14 protein-coding genes are annotated in these 14703 nt (G+C 56.4%); 5 read left to right on the forward strand and 9 right to left on the reverse strand.

Annotation, left to right across the window (positions count from 1 at the left end; all coding sequences use genetic code 11):
• Nucleotides 1-203 precede the first annotated feature (203 nt).
• The gene (locus Y5S_RS00395) at nucleotides 204-791 is read right to left on the reverse strand and encodes an elongation factor P hydroxylase (protein WP_052041261.1); all 588 of its coding nucleotides are present in this window, start codon (nucleotides 789-791) and stop codon (nucleotides 204-206) included.
• A gap of 16 nt (nucleotides 792-807) precedes the next feature.
• Here Y5S_RS00395 and Y5S_RS00400 point away from each other — a divergent pair, with 16 nt between their 5' ends.
• On the forward strand, nucleotides 808-2193 hold the full coding sequence (locus tag Y5S_RS00400) for an MATE family efflux transporter (protein WP_035229280.1): 1386 nt from the start codon (nucleotides 808-810) through the stop codon (nucleotides 2191-2193).
• 254 nt (nucleotides 2194-2447) lie between these two features.
• Nucleotides 2448-3140 (forward strand): hypothetical protein, encoded by a 693-nt coding sequence (locus tag Y5S_RS00405; RefSeq protein WP_035229283.1) that lies wholly within the window; start codon nucleotides 2448-2450, stop codon nucleotides 3138-3140.
• Nucleotides 3141-3300: 160 nt separating this feature from the next.
• Here the strand turns inward: Y5S_RS00405 and tusA are convergent, their stop codons facing one another.
• From tusA to rlmM, 3 genes are all read right to left on the reverse strand, one after another.
• Nucleotides 3301-3531: a sulfurtransferase TusA gene (gene tusA / locus Y5S_RS00410; RefSeq protein WP_035229913.1), complete on the reverse strand. Its 231-nt coding sequence runs from the start codon at nucleotides 3529-3531 to the stop codon at nucleotides 3301-3303.
• Nucleotides 3532-3618: 87 nt separating this feature from the next.
• Nucleotides 3619-4848 (reverse strand): MFS transporter, encoded by a 1230-nt coding sequence (locus tag Y5S_RS00415; RefSeq protein WP_035229285.1) that lies wholly within the window; start codon nucleotides 4846-4848, stop codon nucleotides 3619-3621.
• A gap of 2 nt (nucleotides 4849-4850) precedes the next feature.
• Nucleotides 4851-5912 carry a 23S rRNA (cytidine(2498)-2'-O)-methyltransferase RlmM gene (rlmM, locus tag Y5S_RS00420; protein WP_035229287.1) on the reverse strand — a complete coding sequence of 354 codons (1062 nt, stop codon included), beginning with the start codon at nucleotides 5910-5912 and terminating at the stop codon, nucleotides 4851-4853.
• Between the two features lie 121 nt (nucleotides 5913-6033).
• Here rlmM and Y5S_RS00425 point away from each other — a divergent pair, with 121 nt between their 5' ends.
• Nucleotides 6034-6684 (forward strand): outer membrane beta-barrel protein, encoded by a 651-nt coding sequence (locus Y5S_RS00425; RefSeq protein ID WP_035229289.1) that lies wholly within the window; start codon nucleotides 6034-6036, stop codon nucleotides 6682-6684.
• A gap of 136 nt (nucleotides 6685-6820) precedes the next feature.
• On the opposite strand, the gene purU is transcribed toward Y5S_RS00425, so the two are convergent.
• Both purU and Y5S_RS00435 read right to left on the reverse strand, forming a co-directional pair.
• Nucleotides 6821-7693: a formyltetrahydrofolate deformylase gene (gene purU / locus Y5S_RS00430; RefSeq protein ID WP_035229291.1), complete on the reverse strand. Its 873-nt coding sequence runs from the start codon at nucleotides 7691-7693 to the stop codon at nucleotides 6821-6823.
• 30 nt (nucleotides 7694-7723) lie between these two features.
• A complete protein-coding gene (locus Y5S_RS00435) occupies nucleotides 7724-8743 on the reverse strand; it encodes an AraC family transcriptional regulator (protein ID WP_035229293.1) in 1020 nt (339 codons plus the stop codon).
• A 264-nt stretch (nucleotides 8744-9007) separates the two neighbouring features.
• On the opposite strand from Y5S_RS00435, the gene Y5S_RS00440 reads away from it, so the two are divergent.
• Nucleotides 9008-9370: a response regulator gene (locus tag Y5S_RS00440; RefSeq protein ID WP_035229296.1), complete on the forward strand. Its 363-nt coding sequence runs from the start codon at nucleotides 9008-9010 to the stop codon at nucleotides 9368-9370.
• Between the two features lie 16 nt (nucleotides 9371-9386).
• Here the strand turns inward: Y5S_RS00440 and Y5S_RS19010 are convergent, their stop codons facing one another.
• A complete protein-coding gene (locus tag Y5S_RS19010) occupies nucleotides 9387-10898 on the reverse strand; it encodes a Na/Pi cotransporter family protein (protein WP_052041264.1) in 1512 nt (503 codons plus the stop codon).
• The gene (locus Y5S_RS00450; protein WP_035229299.1) at nucleotides 10891-11715 is read right to left on the reverse strand and encodes a polyphosphate kinase 2 family protein; all 825 of its coding nucleotides are present in this window, start codon (nucleotides 11713-11715) and stop codon (nucleotides 10891-10893) included. Before Y5S_RS00450 ends, Y5S_RS19010 begins: the two co-directional genes overlap by 8 nt.
• A gap of 70 nt (nucleotides 11716-11785) precedes the next feature.
• Here Y5S_RS00450 and Y5S_RS00455 point away from each other — a divergent pair, with 70 nt between their 5' ends.
• Nucleotides 11786-12196 (forward strand): VOC family protein, encoded by a 411-nt coding sequence (locus Y5S_RS00455; RefSeq protein WP_035229303.1) that lies wholly within the window; start codon nucleotides 11786-11788, stop codon nucleotides 12194-12196.
• A gap of 328 nt (nucleotides 12197-12524) precedes the next feature.
• On the opposite strand, the gene Y5S_RS00460 is transcribed toward Y5S_RS00455, so the two are convergent.
• On the reverse strand, nucleotides 12525-14687 hold the full coding sequence (locus Y5S_RS00460) for a 3-hydroxyacyl-CoA dehydrogenase NAD-binding domain-containing protein (RefSeq protein WP_035229306.1): 2163 nt from the start codon (nucleotides 14685-14687) through the stop codon (nucleotides 12525-12527).
• Nucleotides 14688-14703: the final 16 nt, after the last annotated feature.

The raw sequence follows: 14703 nt of genomic DNA on the forward strand, positions 1-14703 counted from the left end.
TACCTGAAAGGTTTGTTGCCGGGCTTCAGGGAGAGGGAATGTCGCTGATGAACCCTTTTCTTCAATCCACACTCTGTGGGAGCTTGCCTGCAAGCGAATTCCGCCCCGCCTTCCGGCAAGCTGCTACGGGGAAGGCTGTCCTGTTTCTGTGGGAGCGGTGGTTCCACCGCGAAATCGCGCCAATCGCGGTGGAGCCACCGCTCCTACAACGGTAGCTGGAAGGTTTGTTGCAGGGCTTCAGAAAGAGGAAGGCTCTGGCGGTCGTAGTAACCAGCCAGGGCATCGCACCAGCGTCCAACGCGATCAGGCAGTCCCTGCTCCAACAAGGCCTCCGCACGGGCCCGGACCTTCCTTGCGAAAGCCTGCTCATCCCCGCCGTCACCATTGAGGTTATCCAGTGAGACCCGGAAATCATGGCCACAGGCAGCGCAGAACAAGGCCTCATAGGCCTGCGGCAAGATTTCTACGCTGGCAAATTGCGCCTGCTGCTCGGCATTTCGGCCGTCCGGGGCATACCAGTAGCCGTAATCCTCCAGCTCACGCCGATTCGCCCCCGCCACACACCAGTGCGCAATCTCATGGAGCGCGCTGCGGAAATAATCATGGGTGTAACAGATCCGGTGAGGGCTGCCCGGCAGATAAACCGGCTCGGCAGCGCCCCCTTCCAGCACCGTGGCAAAATCATGGAAAAAAGTGGCACGAAAAAGCACTTCCAGGTCGGCACTGGAGTGCCCCCGGAGCCCGGTTTGCGGTATGGTAGCGACCTTTCGCAGATCGTGCTTCTCACCCATAAGATTCGTCGTGCCTATGTCTTCCCGCCGTCAGGAATTTGTTGCCCAGCTCACGCTTGCCTTGCCGATTCTTGGCGGCCAGCTGGCGCAGACGGCCAACGGCTTTGTGGATACCCTGATGGCGGGTCGTGTCAGCGCCAATGATCTTGCCGCCGTGGCCGTGGGAGCCAGTATCTGGGTGCCCCTGTACCTGTTCATGACCGGGGTGCTGATGAGCGCTACCCCGATCCTGTCACGCCATCTCGGCGGCGAAGCTTACCATCGTATCAACCCCTTGGCCCAGCAAGGCATCTGGCTGGCCATGGGCCTGGGAGTGCTCAGCGCGCTGATTCTGCGCAGCATCGCCCCCGTTCTGGTGTGGATGGACGTGGACCCGGCCATCAGGCCCATGGTGACGGGGTATCTGGATGCCCTTAGTTGGGGAATGCCCGGTGCCGCCCTGATGCTGGCCATGCGCAGCTACACCGAGGCCATGAATCACACCCGCCCCGTGTTGCTGTTCAGTGTGATGGGCTTGCTGATCAATATCCCCAGTAATTACGTCCTGATATACGGCAAACTGGGTTTCCCGGCCATGGGTGGCGTTGGCTGTGGCTGGGCCACGTCCCTGGTGATGTGGTCCATGGCCCTGATGATGCTGATTTACACCCACCGTCACCCGGTCTATCTGCATGCCCCACTCAACCTGCGCCAGCGGCATTTCGAGGTGCCCAGTCTCGGCTATATGCTGCGCCTTGGTTTACCTGTAGGCCTGACCATTTTCTTTGAGGTCAGCATTTTCGCTGTTATCGCGCTGTTGATCGGCAGTCTTGGCGCGCAAACGGTGGCCAGCCATCAAATCGCGCTCAACTTTACCTCCCTGATCTTCATGATCCCCCTCAGTTTTGCCATCGCCGCCACCGTGCGGGTGGGCCATGCCCGAGGGCGCAATGATCAAATCAGCCTGCGGCATGCCGTGCAGGTAGCACACATGATCACGCTGGCGGTCGGAGTGGTGGCCTCATTGTCGCTGGTACTGGCTCGACACTGGATACCGCACATCTACACCGACAATCAAAACGTCATCGAGCTGGCCAGCTATCTGCTGTTGTTCGCCGCGCTCTATCAGATTTCCGATGCGCTCCAGGTCTGCTCCAACGGTTGCCTGCGCGGCTTTGAGGATACCGGCTGGCCCATGATCATGACGCTGTTTGCCTACTGGGGTGTGGGCCTCCCTCTGGGCTATGCACTGGGGCTGACAGATCTGTTCGGAGACCCCATGGGGCCAGCTGGCTTCTGGATTGGCCTTGTGGCAGGCCTGACCACAGCTGCGGTTTTGCTAGGCTGGCGGTTGAAATGGCGCATGCGGCAGCCCCTGCCAGCGACAACAGATACCTCACCCAAACCGCAACAAGCGGCATAAGAGAAGAACCCGTTCCGAAACTCGTAACTCGTCACTCGCGACTCATCCCCCCCCACCGACAAACACCCGGCCGTGAAGCCCCTGCCACTTATCTCACCATCCGACCTTTCTTCATGAAGCTTTCACGACGACTTGCATGGCTCCGTAGTAAAAGCTAAGTTGAGGTAACGGTCGCCATGGCATGTGATCGTGCCAGCACCCTGCCGGGTGTAACACCATTGGCGACCCTCTAGGACACGTACCGGGAGGTGCCCATGACTTCGGCTCACCGGCAACACCCTGGCGGGGACAGTAACGTCGTCCCTTTCTCCCCACGTCGCAAAGCGGCCCAGCCCCCTATACTTCGGCTGTCACCGGAATACGATGGCATTGAGCTGCTCTATGCCAATGATCAACATCCCGACACCCTGTTCTCGTTGAAGATCCTTGCCTGGGCGAGACTCGCCAATGGCGATACCGTCGCCATGGTCCCCTGGCTAAAAACCCCGGTCACCGCCATGGCTCTGGCTGACCCACTCAACGGACGCTGGGAGGGCTACCGACTTCCCGGCAGCGACTATCTTTTCGTAGATGCCCCTGAACACAAAGTGCAGGAACTGGACGCAGCCATCCGCTTTTTTGGCAAACCACAACCCGGAACCCAATCCGTTCAGGAAATTCCGGACACCATCGGCACCCATGCGGTGTTCTCCGCAGACGAATTCCACACCATCAGCTTGATGGAAGTGGTGAGCTGGCGACTACATGCGGATGGCACACTCATCGCCATGGTCGCCGAAGAGTCTGACCCGGTAGAAACCCCGGTACTACCCGGAGCCAAATGCCTTGTTTCAGCACAGGAGAAAGAGGACTTTCAATACTTCTTCCAGCACGGCATCGCCAACAGGCTAAAGGAGAGAGACCCGGAAGCACTGGCGGCAGTGGCAATGCTGGCCACAGAACGTTAATGGCAGGGAACAGTTAACAGTGAATAGTGAACAGTTGCGCGAGCAACACTCTCTGCTTTGCAACGTATGAGGCCGCGCCCCAAGTTCGGGCGCGGCCTCATGCGTTTGTGAAAAAAGAAAACCAGGGTCGCGACGCTGTTAACTGTTCACTGTTAACTATTCACTGCTTTTTACGTATCCAGTAAAGATAAACCTCCCCCTCAACCTCCTGCCCTTCCAGCGTATGGCCCAGAAACTGGCAGAACTTGGGGATATCCCGCTCTGTAGAGGGATCGGTGGCACGCACTTCCAACAGTTCTCCCGGCGCCATATCGCGCACCTTGTTATGAAGCATCATGACCGGCTCAGGGCACAGCAGTCCTGTGGCATCAAGGTGGTGTTGGGCTTCCATGGAAAACTCCAGCAGTTCAGCAAGGGCGGCCATTATAGGGACGGTACACCGCTACGGGAATGCCTGGCAGGCTGTTGAAAAAGCCCCTCACTGAGCTGTCTGCCCCAGACTTGGGGGGTGCCAGCGCCAGGCCACCGGTATCACCACTGCAACCAGGGCAGCGGCCAGCAGGAAGTGGCCATCATAACCCAGCCAGGCGGCACTGAAACCGCTAGCCAGAGTGAACACTCCTACAGCAAACAACCTCACAGAAGCCTGCATGGAGTAATCACTGCCTTCATGACCGTCCCGGCAGTAATCCATGATCAGGGTAAAAAACGCCACCGTAGATAACCCATCGGTGAACTGCTCGAACAGTGCAACCGGCCAGACCCAGGCCATGGCCTCGTAGTGCGCCAGTGCCGCCCAGCCGGCAAAAGCCAGAGTCTGCAACACCGCAAAGGCAAACAAGGCGGTGCGGTGAGCCATACGGATCATCAGTAAACCCGCCATGGCAGCACCCGCCAGCCCGGCGAAGGATATCACCAGATCCAGAGTACCGATTTGTACCAAGCTCCAGCCTTGATCCACCAGAAAGGGGTTAATCATGCGGGTGCCAAAGCCATCCCCGACCTTGTAGAACAGCAACAGAAACAGCCATAGCCTCATACCGGGACGCCGCCAGAAGCGGAGCAGCTCCTGCCGCCACCAGCGAAAACTGGCATGTTCGCGTTCCCGCGGCTGCTCGACAGGCTCATTGAATCGGGTCACCTGAACCAGCACCAGCATCATGCAGACAATCACCAGTCCCAGCGTGGCTTCCCAGCCCCACCAGCCCACCATCATCAGCAAGGCACTGCTGCCCACCATCATGCCGATCTTGTAGCCATTGACCTGAATACTGTTACCCAGCCCGCGCAATTCGGGAGGCAGCATCCGGGTAGCCAGCCCGTCGGTGGCAATATCCTGGGTGGCACAGAACAGGTTGAGCAGGAAAAGCAGCCCCAGAAGCAGCACAAATCCCGGACCCAGTAACCATTTCTGCGGGAACAGGGATACCACAAAGATCACGACCATCACGGCAATCAGACAGCCCTGTATCCAACGCTTGCGATGGTTGGGGCGCCCTGCCCCCCAGCGATCCACCCAGGGTGCCCAGATGAACTTGAGCGCCCAGGGAATGGCGGGCAGCGCCAGAAAACCAATCCATTCGGTGGGCAGACCCGCATCCCGGGCCAACGCAGGCATGGCCTTGACGAGCATGCTCACAGGCAGCGCCTGAGCGAAGTAGAGAGCAGCCAGTGTCGCGTAGAGGGTCAGCCCCGGTCGTACGGTCATGCTCAGTAGTCCCGGTGGTAGCTGGCCCAAACCGTGATTTCCTCACGGTCATAATAAAGATGCGCCGCCTTGATGATGATCTCGCCGCGCTCTGGATGGCGTTCCATGGCGGTGGCCAGTTTTTCCAGTAGCTGCCAAACCTCCTGAAAGCGGCGTTTCATGGGTAATTTGAGATTGAACAACGCCGCCTTGCTCCAGCCCTGATCCAGCCACTTTTCCATCTGCTGCAGGGTTCTGGCGGGCTTGTCCACCACATCGCACACCACCAGATCCACACTGGTTTTCGGCCGCCAGGTGAAAGCATCGCCGTAAATGTGCTGCACCGGGTATTCGTCCAGCAGCCTCGCATTCAGCTTGCCGTGATCCACCGCCTGCACCTTGATGCCTCGGCGCGCCAGCTGCCAGCTCCAACCACCAGGAGCCGCGCCCAGATCCACGGCCGTTTTGGCTGTCAGCGCTTCGGTGGAGCCAAAGAAGCGCAACAGGGCTTCCTCCACTTTCAGCGCTGAGCGGCTGGGCGCTTCCGCAGGCAGCTTGAGGCGACGCACACCGCCCTCTGCCAGAGGCACCTCTGCCGGGCTGATTGTCACCCAACCATTGTGGGAATCGCTGAAGAACAGATGGATGCGATTTGCCGCCTTGCGACGCAGCAAACCTGCCTTTTTCAGACGCGGCTCCAATGCCTTGCGAAAGCCCTTGAGAAACCGTTGCAGCTCACGCCCCTCGTTGGTGTCAGCATGGTCAAGGTACAACTCACAAAACGGCGCAGCGTCTTCCAGCAGCGGCCACAGAGCACTGATCCGGTCGTCGCCGATATCCATAAATTCGCCCACCGCAAGACTGAGGCTGCGGGCAAAGATCAGACCACTTTGCAGCAGCGGCGACATGCTGCCCTGTTGGCTGTGCCACAGCACATAGCCACTACCAGCCGTGGTGCGCGGGTAGCCAGCCACCATCTGCTCAGCCGCATGAAAGTTCATTTCAGCGGCAAGATCTGCTTCAAAGCCCGGTCGACACAGGGCCAAGAGGGTTTCCGTGCCGGTATTCAAGAAGTCACTGGGCATGTTGGTCTCACGCTGGTTACAATACGGTGGCTTTTGCCTGTTCTGGCAACGTTTATGGAAACGATGCAGAAGCAGGCTTCAAGATGGCTACATTGTCCTTATCACAACGGCTGGATCAATAATGAAAACAACACTGCCGCTGACATTGGCACTGACTGGTGCCCTGATCACCCCTCTCCACGCTGAAGAAGAACTCGCTCCACCGGATGTGGATTTCTTCGTTGAAGCGCAGGTTACCAAAGCCGATATGGAGCCCTACGGCTTCGATGAAGATGCCGACGGCCTTACTATCAATGTCGGCATGTGGCTGAATAGTATTGATCTGGGTGAAAAATCCCGCCTTGGTCTTGAGGCAGGTTTTGTAAATCAGAGCGATGTGAGCAAAACTCGTCAATTTCGCCGCCCCGGCACTCCCAGTGACAACAATGCGGACACTGTGATCTTCGACCAGGATATCACTCTTGAAATGAGCGGGATCACCGCAGGTGTCGTCTGGCAATCGCCATTCTGGCTCTACCTGAAGGCAGGGGGTTATCTGTACGATCGCAAGGTCAAACAGCAACAAACCCGGACCTTGCTGGATAACACGGGCACCGCCTTTCAGACAGTAAATGATGCGCCAGAAACTGACAGTGTCTCAGAGGTATCGCCTTACATAACTGCCGGCATTGCGATACCGGTGCTCGATAATCTCTCTCTGACCGCCCAGTATCAATATTTGGAGTCTGAAAACTTCAGCACCGTTGGGTTCGGTCTGCGTTATAGCAACTGATTAGTCGCGAGTTTCGAGTTTCGAGTTTCGAGTTTCGAAAAGCAAAACAGGCACGGCCCCAGATTTTCAAAACTCGTTACTCGCAACTCGTCACTTATTGCTTTCCGGCTACGCTACACAGCAAGAACCGACTGCGTTATTTGACGAAAACAACAGTCTTGTTGCCGTCCACGATCACCCTGTCTTCCAGGTGCCAACGCACTGCCCGCAGCATCACTTGGCGCTCCACATCCTGACCAAGCGCTTTCAACTCATCTGCAGAATGACGGTGACTCACCCGCTGAACGTTCTGCTCGATGATCGGCCCCTGATCCAGGTCCGCCGTCACATAATGGCTGGTCGCCCCAATCAGTTTCACTCCTTTGTCGTGGGCCTGCTGATAAGGATTGGCCCCCACAAACGCTGGCAGGAAAGAATGGTGAATATTGATCACCCGATGCGGGTAATGGGAGACGAACTCCGGGCTGAGGATCTGCATGTAGCGCGCCAGCACTATCACGTCTACTCGCCCTTCCAGCAGCCGTAATGCCTCGGCCTCAGCTTCTGCCTTGTTGTCTGCAGTAACAGGAATGTGATGATATTCAATCCCGAAGCGCTCGACTTCCTCACGCAAATCATCGTGGTTACTGATCACCAGAGGGATAACGGCCGGCATATCGCCACGAGAAGTGCGCCAGAGCAGGTCCATCAAGACATGGTCGTGCTTTGACACCAGTACCGCCATGCGCTTTTTCTCACTGGCGTAGCTAATTTGCCACTGCATGCCATAGGGCTCAGCCACCCGGCTGGCAAAGTTGTTGCGCAGTGCATCACGAGAACAGTCCAGATCCGGCGTCTGGAACTCCAGGCGCAGGAAGAAGGTCCCCCCGAGGGCATCGCTGGAATGCTGGTCGAAATCAGTAATATTGGCGCCGTGATTGAACAGAAAGGTACTGACTGCACTGATGATGCCGGGTTTATCCGGGCAGGTTACCAGCAGTCGCGCCGTGGTGGCGTCGGTCATGGTCATCTCAGATCCTGATACGGGTGTCAGCCAGGATTACTGGCTGACACCAAAGTGTTCCTTGCGGTAGCTGGACGGGGTTTTCCCTGTCCACTTTTTGAAGGCCCTGTGGAAGGAACTGGCTTCGCTGAAGCCCATCAACAAGGCAATCTCGTCAATGCTGAGCTCCGGCTTGGACAGGTAGTAGACCGAGGCATCCTTGCGGATGGAATCCTTGATCTCCTGGTAACTTGTATTGGCTTCCTTGAGGCGGCGACGCAGGGTCTGTGGTGTCATGTTCAGCTTGCCGCAGATTTCGGTGAAATCCGGGAAGCTGTTGCCGTATTCATTGGAAATGATGGCCCGGATCTGGGCCGGAAGCCCCACATTGTGGATATTGCCGTCAAACAGCTGTGCCAGGGAATCTTTCAGGAACTTGGATAGAGACAGCTCATTCTGAACCAGTGGCAGCTCGAGGAATTCGGACTTGAAGGTTACGGAGTTCTCATTGGCTCCGTACTCAATCAGGCAGTCGAACAGGAAACGATGCTCTTCATCGTTTTTAGTGTCAGAGTAGTCCAGCCGGACTTCCTGAGGTTCGATGGCTTTGCCTACCAGCCAACTCATGAAACGCAGCCAAATAAACAGGGAAGCCTCAATAATGACTTCACGAAAATCCAGACGAGGATCGGCATTCACTGTAAGACGAGCTATTTCCCCATCGACTTCCACGCCGGTACGAGTACTGAGCTCGAAAAGGTCGTAGAAGCGGATACCCCGCTCAATGGCAGCACCAAGATTAGGGCAATTGATCACCGCATGGGCCATCATGGAGAAAGTGCCGGGTTTGGACTTGCGTCCCTGGCCAAAGCCCAGAAACTCATCCTGGGTCTGCTCCATGATGAGCAGCATCATTTTGATGAAGACGTCACGCTCAATCGTGCCATCCGGATCTTCCAGCAACTGACGCGGAATGCCGCACTTGTCCAGCAACTCGGGAATACTGGCCCCGGATCTCGCTGCCCCCTGCAACAGCTTGACCACGCGATTGATATTGATCGTTCTACGTTGGTACATCGATCAGCCTATCCTCTACTGTCCGATCCGCCCGTTCAGCATTATTGTCAGCCGGGCTGCTGTGGCTTCAAGCGAAGCCATGAGCCGCCAATAATAAAGAAAACGGGGGTAATTGACATTACTCTTGCAGAAATCCCCTGATTTCATCAATTATATCAATTACCCCCTACCCACGGGCTCTCTTGTTGCACCTTGTCACACTAATTGGCTCGGTCATCGCTACATGCCCTTGTACTCCAACGCGCCATCAGCTACAAACAACCAATGCGAATTCTCGTTGTAGAAGACAACAAGGCTGTCAGCCTGATCATCTGCCGTATCATCGAGGAGCTGGGGCACGAATATGTGCTGGCAGCTGATGGTGAGGTGGCGTTGCGCCTGTTTCGCCAGCGAGAGGTGGATCTGCTGATTCTCGACGTTGAACTGCCGGTGCTGGATGGCTTCAGTGTCGCCCGCGAAGTCCGCAACGAAGACCGTAATATCCCCATCCTGTTCATCTCAGGTAACAGTAGCGAAGCCTACCAGCAGCAAAGCCTTGATGCGGGTGGAGACACACTGATGGCCAAGCCCATCCGCCCCAGCGAGCTGCGCCGCTGGCTGGAAGGCTACCTGGCCAAAGCCAGCTGACGCACCTCCGGTTCGCTCAAACCTGGTTGGCCGCCACACTCCGCAGCCAGTGACGGCCGGTTTCATCGATTTCCCTCGCCAGATTCAACACGCTGATACCCTGCTGACGAGCCGGGCTCACCGCAGCGTAGGCCTCGGCAAGCAAATGCTCCATGACCTTGCCATGGTTTTCCTCGCTAACGCCCTGCTCGCTATACAGTGCTTCCAGGTAATCCCGTATCTGGATACTAAGCGCTTTCAAGGCAGGCTGCCTGCTGCGAGACATGGCGACCATGTCCTCGATGACATCTTTTACCGATTTCAGAGCATAGACCGCTTCACTGACACGCAGGCGCGTCCTGCCGAGACGATCCGATTGGCTCGACGACATTGTCTGCTGGGCAAGTCGGTTTGCATAATCCGCCATCGCCAGTTCCTGATCCGTAATAGCCTCATAACGGTGATAAAAGGATTCGAGGGAGTCAGCGGCAACCGGATGCTGGCATAACTGGCGAATAATCTCCGCCAGCTTGTCTGCCTCTTGAGCGAGCACCAACAGTGCAGGCTCGACAGCATCCGGAGCCACATCGGAGAACAATTCCTCCTCCTTATCCCGGTGCCCCACAACGCGAACAATCCCTTTTTCGAACCAGCCAAGAAAAGGCATAAACACCAGGATGCCGATCAGGTTAAACCCCGTGTGGAAAGCCACCAGGGAATATAACGGATCATGGATACCCCATTGCTCCATCAGCCAGGGCCAGAGCGGCATGACCAGCATGAACGCCATGGCCGCCGTGGCCACATTGTAGGCGACATGAAAAGCAGCCACCTGCTTTTTGCTGGAAGAGCCTTTCAACGCACCCAATAAAAGCGTACTGGTCGTACCCAGATCTGCACCTATGACCAGTGCCAAAGCTTCTGGCAAGCCAATCAGACCGCCATGTAGCGCCGACAGGGTGATTAGCATGGCTGCCGAAGACGACTGGATGATGGCCGTGAGAATCACTCCAGCCAACAGATACACGAACGCCGGATAACCTTGCAGCCACGCGACGTCAAAGCGGTCCCCAACGCCTTCAACCGCCAGCTTCATGGTATCAAGCCCGAATATCAGCAGGCCAAATGCAAACAAGAACAGTCCCGCAGAGCGCCAAACACCCCGGGGAATCAGCACCCAGAGCAAAGCACCCGTACCCGCCAAGGGCAAACTGATTCCGGACAGCGACAACTTGAACCCCAGCAACGTCACCAGCCATCCGGTGATCGTGGTACCCAGATTCGCCCCCAGCATGACGGCAATCGCATGCCGGAACGGCAAAATACCTGCGGCCACAAACGCCAAAACCAGCAGGCCCACCAACGAGCTGCTCTGCATCACCGCCGTGATCAAGGCGCCAGCGATAACGCCCCGTAAAACAGTGGAGGTACTGGTCTGTAACCAGCCTGCCGCCCGCTCGCTGAACAACGCCTGGACCGACTGTTCAATCTGCTGCATGGCAAACAGAAAAAGGCCAAGCCCCGCTATCATGGTGAGAGCACTATGCATTCTCACTCTCCCCCCGCAGCAGCAAGTTTCTGTAGCGCTGTATGCAATCCTCATGTTCTCGGGGGTAATCAGGCGCAAGCTCTTTGAGCATCGCAGCCAATATTGCCGCCACGGCAGTACGGGCTGTCGGCTTGTGATCGTTGGGGACCACGTGCCAAGGCGCATATTCGGTATGCGTGGCCGGTAGCACTTCGTTCACTAGTGCCAGATACTCAGCCCGAGCCTCCCAGCTCTTCACATCTGCATCGTCGAATTTCCAACGTTTACGAGGGGTATCAAGGCGTTTCAGGAGTCGCTTTCGCTGCTCCTCCTTTGAGGTGTTCAGCCAGATTTTGATGATACGTGTCCCTTCCCGGTGCAAGTGCTGTTCGAAAGCATTGATGGCCTCATATTTAAGGCTCCATTCATCGCTGGCATGTTCTGTCACTGGCCACAGCCGTTCCGCCAGAACCGACTCATAGTGACTGCGATTGAATGCCACTACCTCCCCCCGTGCAGGCAGATGACGCCACACACGCCAAAGAAAATCATGATGTACTTCGTCTCCAACAGGGCGACGAAAACCGTGAACCCTGAATCCTGCTGGGTCCATTGCGTGGGAAAGTGTACGGATGAGGCTATCTTTACCGGAAGCATCCAGACCCTGCACGACCAGCAGCACTGCATGCTGACGGTTTGCCAACAGGCGCCGTTGATGCTCATGTAACACATCAAATGGTGGCGCCAGCTCCAGTATTTTCGGCGTTTCAAGGCGAGTAGCCAGCTTTTCGACACGCATACCCGGTGTAACCTGATCCGTGAATTCCATGACAGTCATTCCAGTTACCCTCCGCACCTTTCCTTGAGCATAATGGGATAAACCGATTTGCAAAATCAGGAAGAGAGACATGCAACCCAGAATCAGCATGATAACCCTCGGCGTCCATGATCTAAGAGCCGCCACTGAATTTTATGAGCAGGGTCTCGGCCTCCCCCGTCGTCCTGTGCCAGATGATGCGCCGGTCGCCTTTTTCGAGCTCAATGGCAGCTGGCTTGGTCTGTTCGGTCGTAATGATCTTGCTCACGATGCAGGGGTCGATGCAGAAGGAAACGGTTTCCGCGGTGTTGCTCTTGCCCACAATCTGGACTCCCCGGCCGAAGTCGATGCCTTGCTTGAGCAAGCTCGAAAAGCAGGGGCAACGGTTATAAAAACAGGTCAACCCACTGACTGGGGAGGCTATTCCGGGTATTTCGCGGATCTGGACGGGCACTTATGGGAAGTGGCGTGCAATCCGCATTTCTGGGTTGGACCGCGGTGAGGAAGGGGCAAGTTGAAAGTTGAAAAGAGTCTGGGATACCGGGCTGGCGTCAAGTGGCGCAATGAAAGCAGCACGCCCCTTCTATAGAAAGGCCTCTGCACTTTCACCCACTGTGGGAGCGGGCGTTCGACCGCAAGGAGGCCAATGCCAAGGCATCGCGACGGAACCGCCGCTCCCACTGTTGAATCTTCTCCGATGGCCTCTGGCGACGTTTACACAGGATTCAGTTTCCTGCTTTATTTCCTCTTAACCATTCCCGCTAACATGCGGTGAACCACAAAAAAACCCGGCGCATGGCCGGGCTTTTTTGTCGGGTGAAAAACGAATCTTACTTGAAGATTTCGCCTTTCTCCGCCTTCTCCACCAGCAGTGCCGGCGGGTTGAAGCGATCACCGTACTTGGCAGCCAGTTCCTGAGCGCGGACCACGAAGCCCTTCAGACCACCCTCGTACTGGTTGATGTACTGGATCACACCACCGGTCCAGCCTGGGAAACCGATACCGAAGATGGAACCGATGTTGGCATCGGCCACTGATTCGATAACACCTTCCTCGAAGCACTTCACCGCTTCCATGGCTTCGATGAACAGCATGCGCTCTTTCATGTCTTCCATGGGAACCTCGGTGGAGGCGCCGAACGCGTCTTTCAGACCTGGCCAAAGCTTGGCCTTGCCACCTTCCGGATAGTCGTAGAAGCCTTTGCCCTGCAGCTTGCCTGGACGATCCAGCTCTTCAACCATTTTCTTCATCACGGCTTCTGCCGGATGCTCAGGGGGCATCGGAGTGCCGTCACGCTCTGCGTCGTCACGGGCTGCCTTGCCAATCTTCAGCGCCGTACCCATGTTGATCTCGTCAATCAGCTTCAGGGTACCTACCGGGTAACCAGCCTGCTGAGCAGCTTGCTCTACGGATGCAGCCGAGACGCCTTCGCCCAGCATGGCGATACCTTCGTTTGCGAAGGTGCCGATCACCCGGGTGGTGAAGAAGCCGCGGGAATCATTGACCACGATGGGCGTCTTGCGGATCTGCAGACAGTAATCGTAGGTCTTGGCCAGCACTTCCGGAGACGTATCTTTACCGCAGATGATTTCCACCAGCGGCATTTTGTCTACCGGGCTGAAGAAATGGATACCGATGAAGTTGTCCTGCTTCTTCACACCCTTTGCCAGACCTGTGATCGGCAGAGAGGAAGTGTTGGAACCCAGTACCGCATCGGGCAGTACCACGTCTTCGATTTCCTGGAACACCTTGTGCTTCAGCTCGGTGTTTTCGAACACGGCTTCAATCACGAAATCCACGCCTTCCAGATCCTTGGCATCTGCAGTGGCTGTGATCAGAGACAGCACCTGCTCTTTCTTCTCTTCGGTCATCTTTCCGCGAGAGATAGCCTTGTCCAGCAATTTGCGGGAGTAGTCTTTGCCCTTCTCTGCATTCTCCTGGGAGATGTCTTTCAGTACGACTTCGGAACCGGTCATGGCGGTCACGTAGGCGATACCGGCACCCATCATGCCCGCACCCAGTACACCGACTTTCTTGGCGGTAAACTTCGGCACATCTTTGGGACGGCTGGCGCCACCATTAATGGCCTGCAGGTTGAAGAAGAAGGCGTTGATCATGTTCTTGGCGATCTGGCCGGTGACCAGATCAATGAAGTAACGCTCTTCGATCAGGAAAGCGTTGTCCACATCTACCTGGGTAGACTCAACAGCCGCCGCCATGATGTTTTTTGGAGCCGGGTAGTTGGCACCTTTCAATTGCTTGCGCAGATTAGCCGGGAATGCTGGCAGGTTAGCGGCAAACTTGGGCACCGACGGCGTGCCACCTGGAATCTTGTAACCCTTTTCGTCCCAGGGCTGCTGACTCTTCGGGTTGGCCAGGATGAATTCCTTGGCCTTGGCGATCATCTCTTCTTCAGAGTCGACCACCTCATCGATGATGCCCACCTTCAGGGCTTTATCGACTTTCATGCGCTGACCCTGCATCAGTACGTTCATCAGCGCGTTCTGAATACCCAGCATCCGCACGGTACGCACGATACCGCCGGCACCCGGCAGCAGGCCGAGGGACACTTCCGGCAGACCGAACTGGGCCTTGGGATTGTTCAGGGCAATACGACGGTGACAGGACAGCGCGATCTCGAGACCACCACCCAGCGCAGTACCGTTCAGGGCACACACAACCGGGATACCCAGGGTTTCCAGCTTGCGCAGGTCGCCTTTCAGCAGCTTGCCGCTGTCGGCCATTTCCTGAGCGTTTTCTGGTGTCACCTGGATCAGATCGCGCAGGTCACCACCGGCGAAGAAAGTCTTCTTGGCGGAGGTAACAATCACACCGGCAATCTCGGCTTTCTCTTTCTCGAGACGCTCCACCGTGTCGTGCATGGACTTGGTGTAACGGGCATTCATGGTATTCGCAGACTGCTGCGGATCGTCCAGGGTCAGGATGACAATATTGTCCGCGCCCTTTTCCCAGCGAATAGTCGATTCTGTCATTTCAATATCTCCAATT

It is taken from the genome of Alcanivorax nanhaiticus (genome assembly GCF_000756665.1).
Lineage (GTDB): Bacteria > Pseudomonadota > Gammaproteobacteria > Pseudomonadales > Alcanivoracaceae > Alcanivorax > Alcanivorax nanhaiticus.

Coding starts and splice junctions, on each gene's coding strand:
- rlmM (WP_035229287.1), bottom strand. CDS start 5,912: ATGCCCAGTGACTTCTTGAATACCGGCACGGAAACCCTCTTGGCCCTG.
- Y5S_RS00455 (WP_035229303.1), top strand. CDS start 11,786: ATGCAACCCAGAATCAGCATGATAACCCTCGGCGTCCATGATCTAAGA.
- tusA (WP_035229913.1), bottom strand. CDS start 3,531: ATGGAAGCCCAACACCACCTTGATGCCACAGGACTGCTGTGCCCTGAG.
- Y5S_RS00400 (WP_035229280.1), top strand. CDS start 808: ATGTCTTCCCGCCGTCAGGAATTTGTTGCCCAGCTCACGCTTGCCTTG.
- Y5S_RS00440 (WP_035229296.1), top strand. CDS start 9,008: ATGCGAATTCTCGTTGTAGAAGACAACAAGGCTGTCAGCCTGATCATC.
- Y5S_RS00405 (WP_035229283.1), top strand. CDS start 2,448: ATGACTTCGGCTCACCGGCAACACCCTGGCGGGGACAGTAACGTCGTC.
- Y5S_RS00435 (WP_035229293.1), bottom strand. CDS start 8,743: ATGTACCAACGTAGAACGATCAATATCAATCGCGTGGTCAAGCTGTTG.
- Y5S_RS00415 (WP_035229285.1), bottom strand. CDS start 4,848: ATGACCGTACGACCGGGGCTGACCCTCTACGCGACACTGGCTGCTCTC.
- Y5S_RS00460 (WP_035229306.1), bottom strand. CDS start 14,687: ATGACAGAATCGACTATTCGCTGGGAAAAGGGCGCGGACAATATTGTC.
- Y5S_RS00425 (WP_035229289.1), top strand. CDS start 6,034: ATGAAAACAACACTGCCGCTGACATTGGCACTGACTGGTGCCCTGATC.
- Y5S_RS00395 (WP_052041261.1), bottom strand. CDS start 791: ATGGGTGAGAAGCACGATCTGCGAAAGGTCGCTACCATACCGCAAACC.
- Y5S_RS19010 (WP_052041264.1), bottom strand. CDS start 10,898: ATGCATAGTGCTCTCACCATGATAGCGGGGCTTGGCCTTTTTCTGTTT.
- Y5S_RS00450 (WP_035229299.1), bottom strand. CDS start 11,715: ATGACTGTCATGGAATTCACGGATCAGGTTACACCGGGTATGCGTGTC.
- purU (WP_035229291.1), bottom strand. CDS start 7,693: ATGACCATGACCGACGCCACCACGGCGCGACTGCTGGTAACCTGCCCG.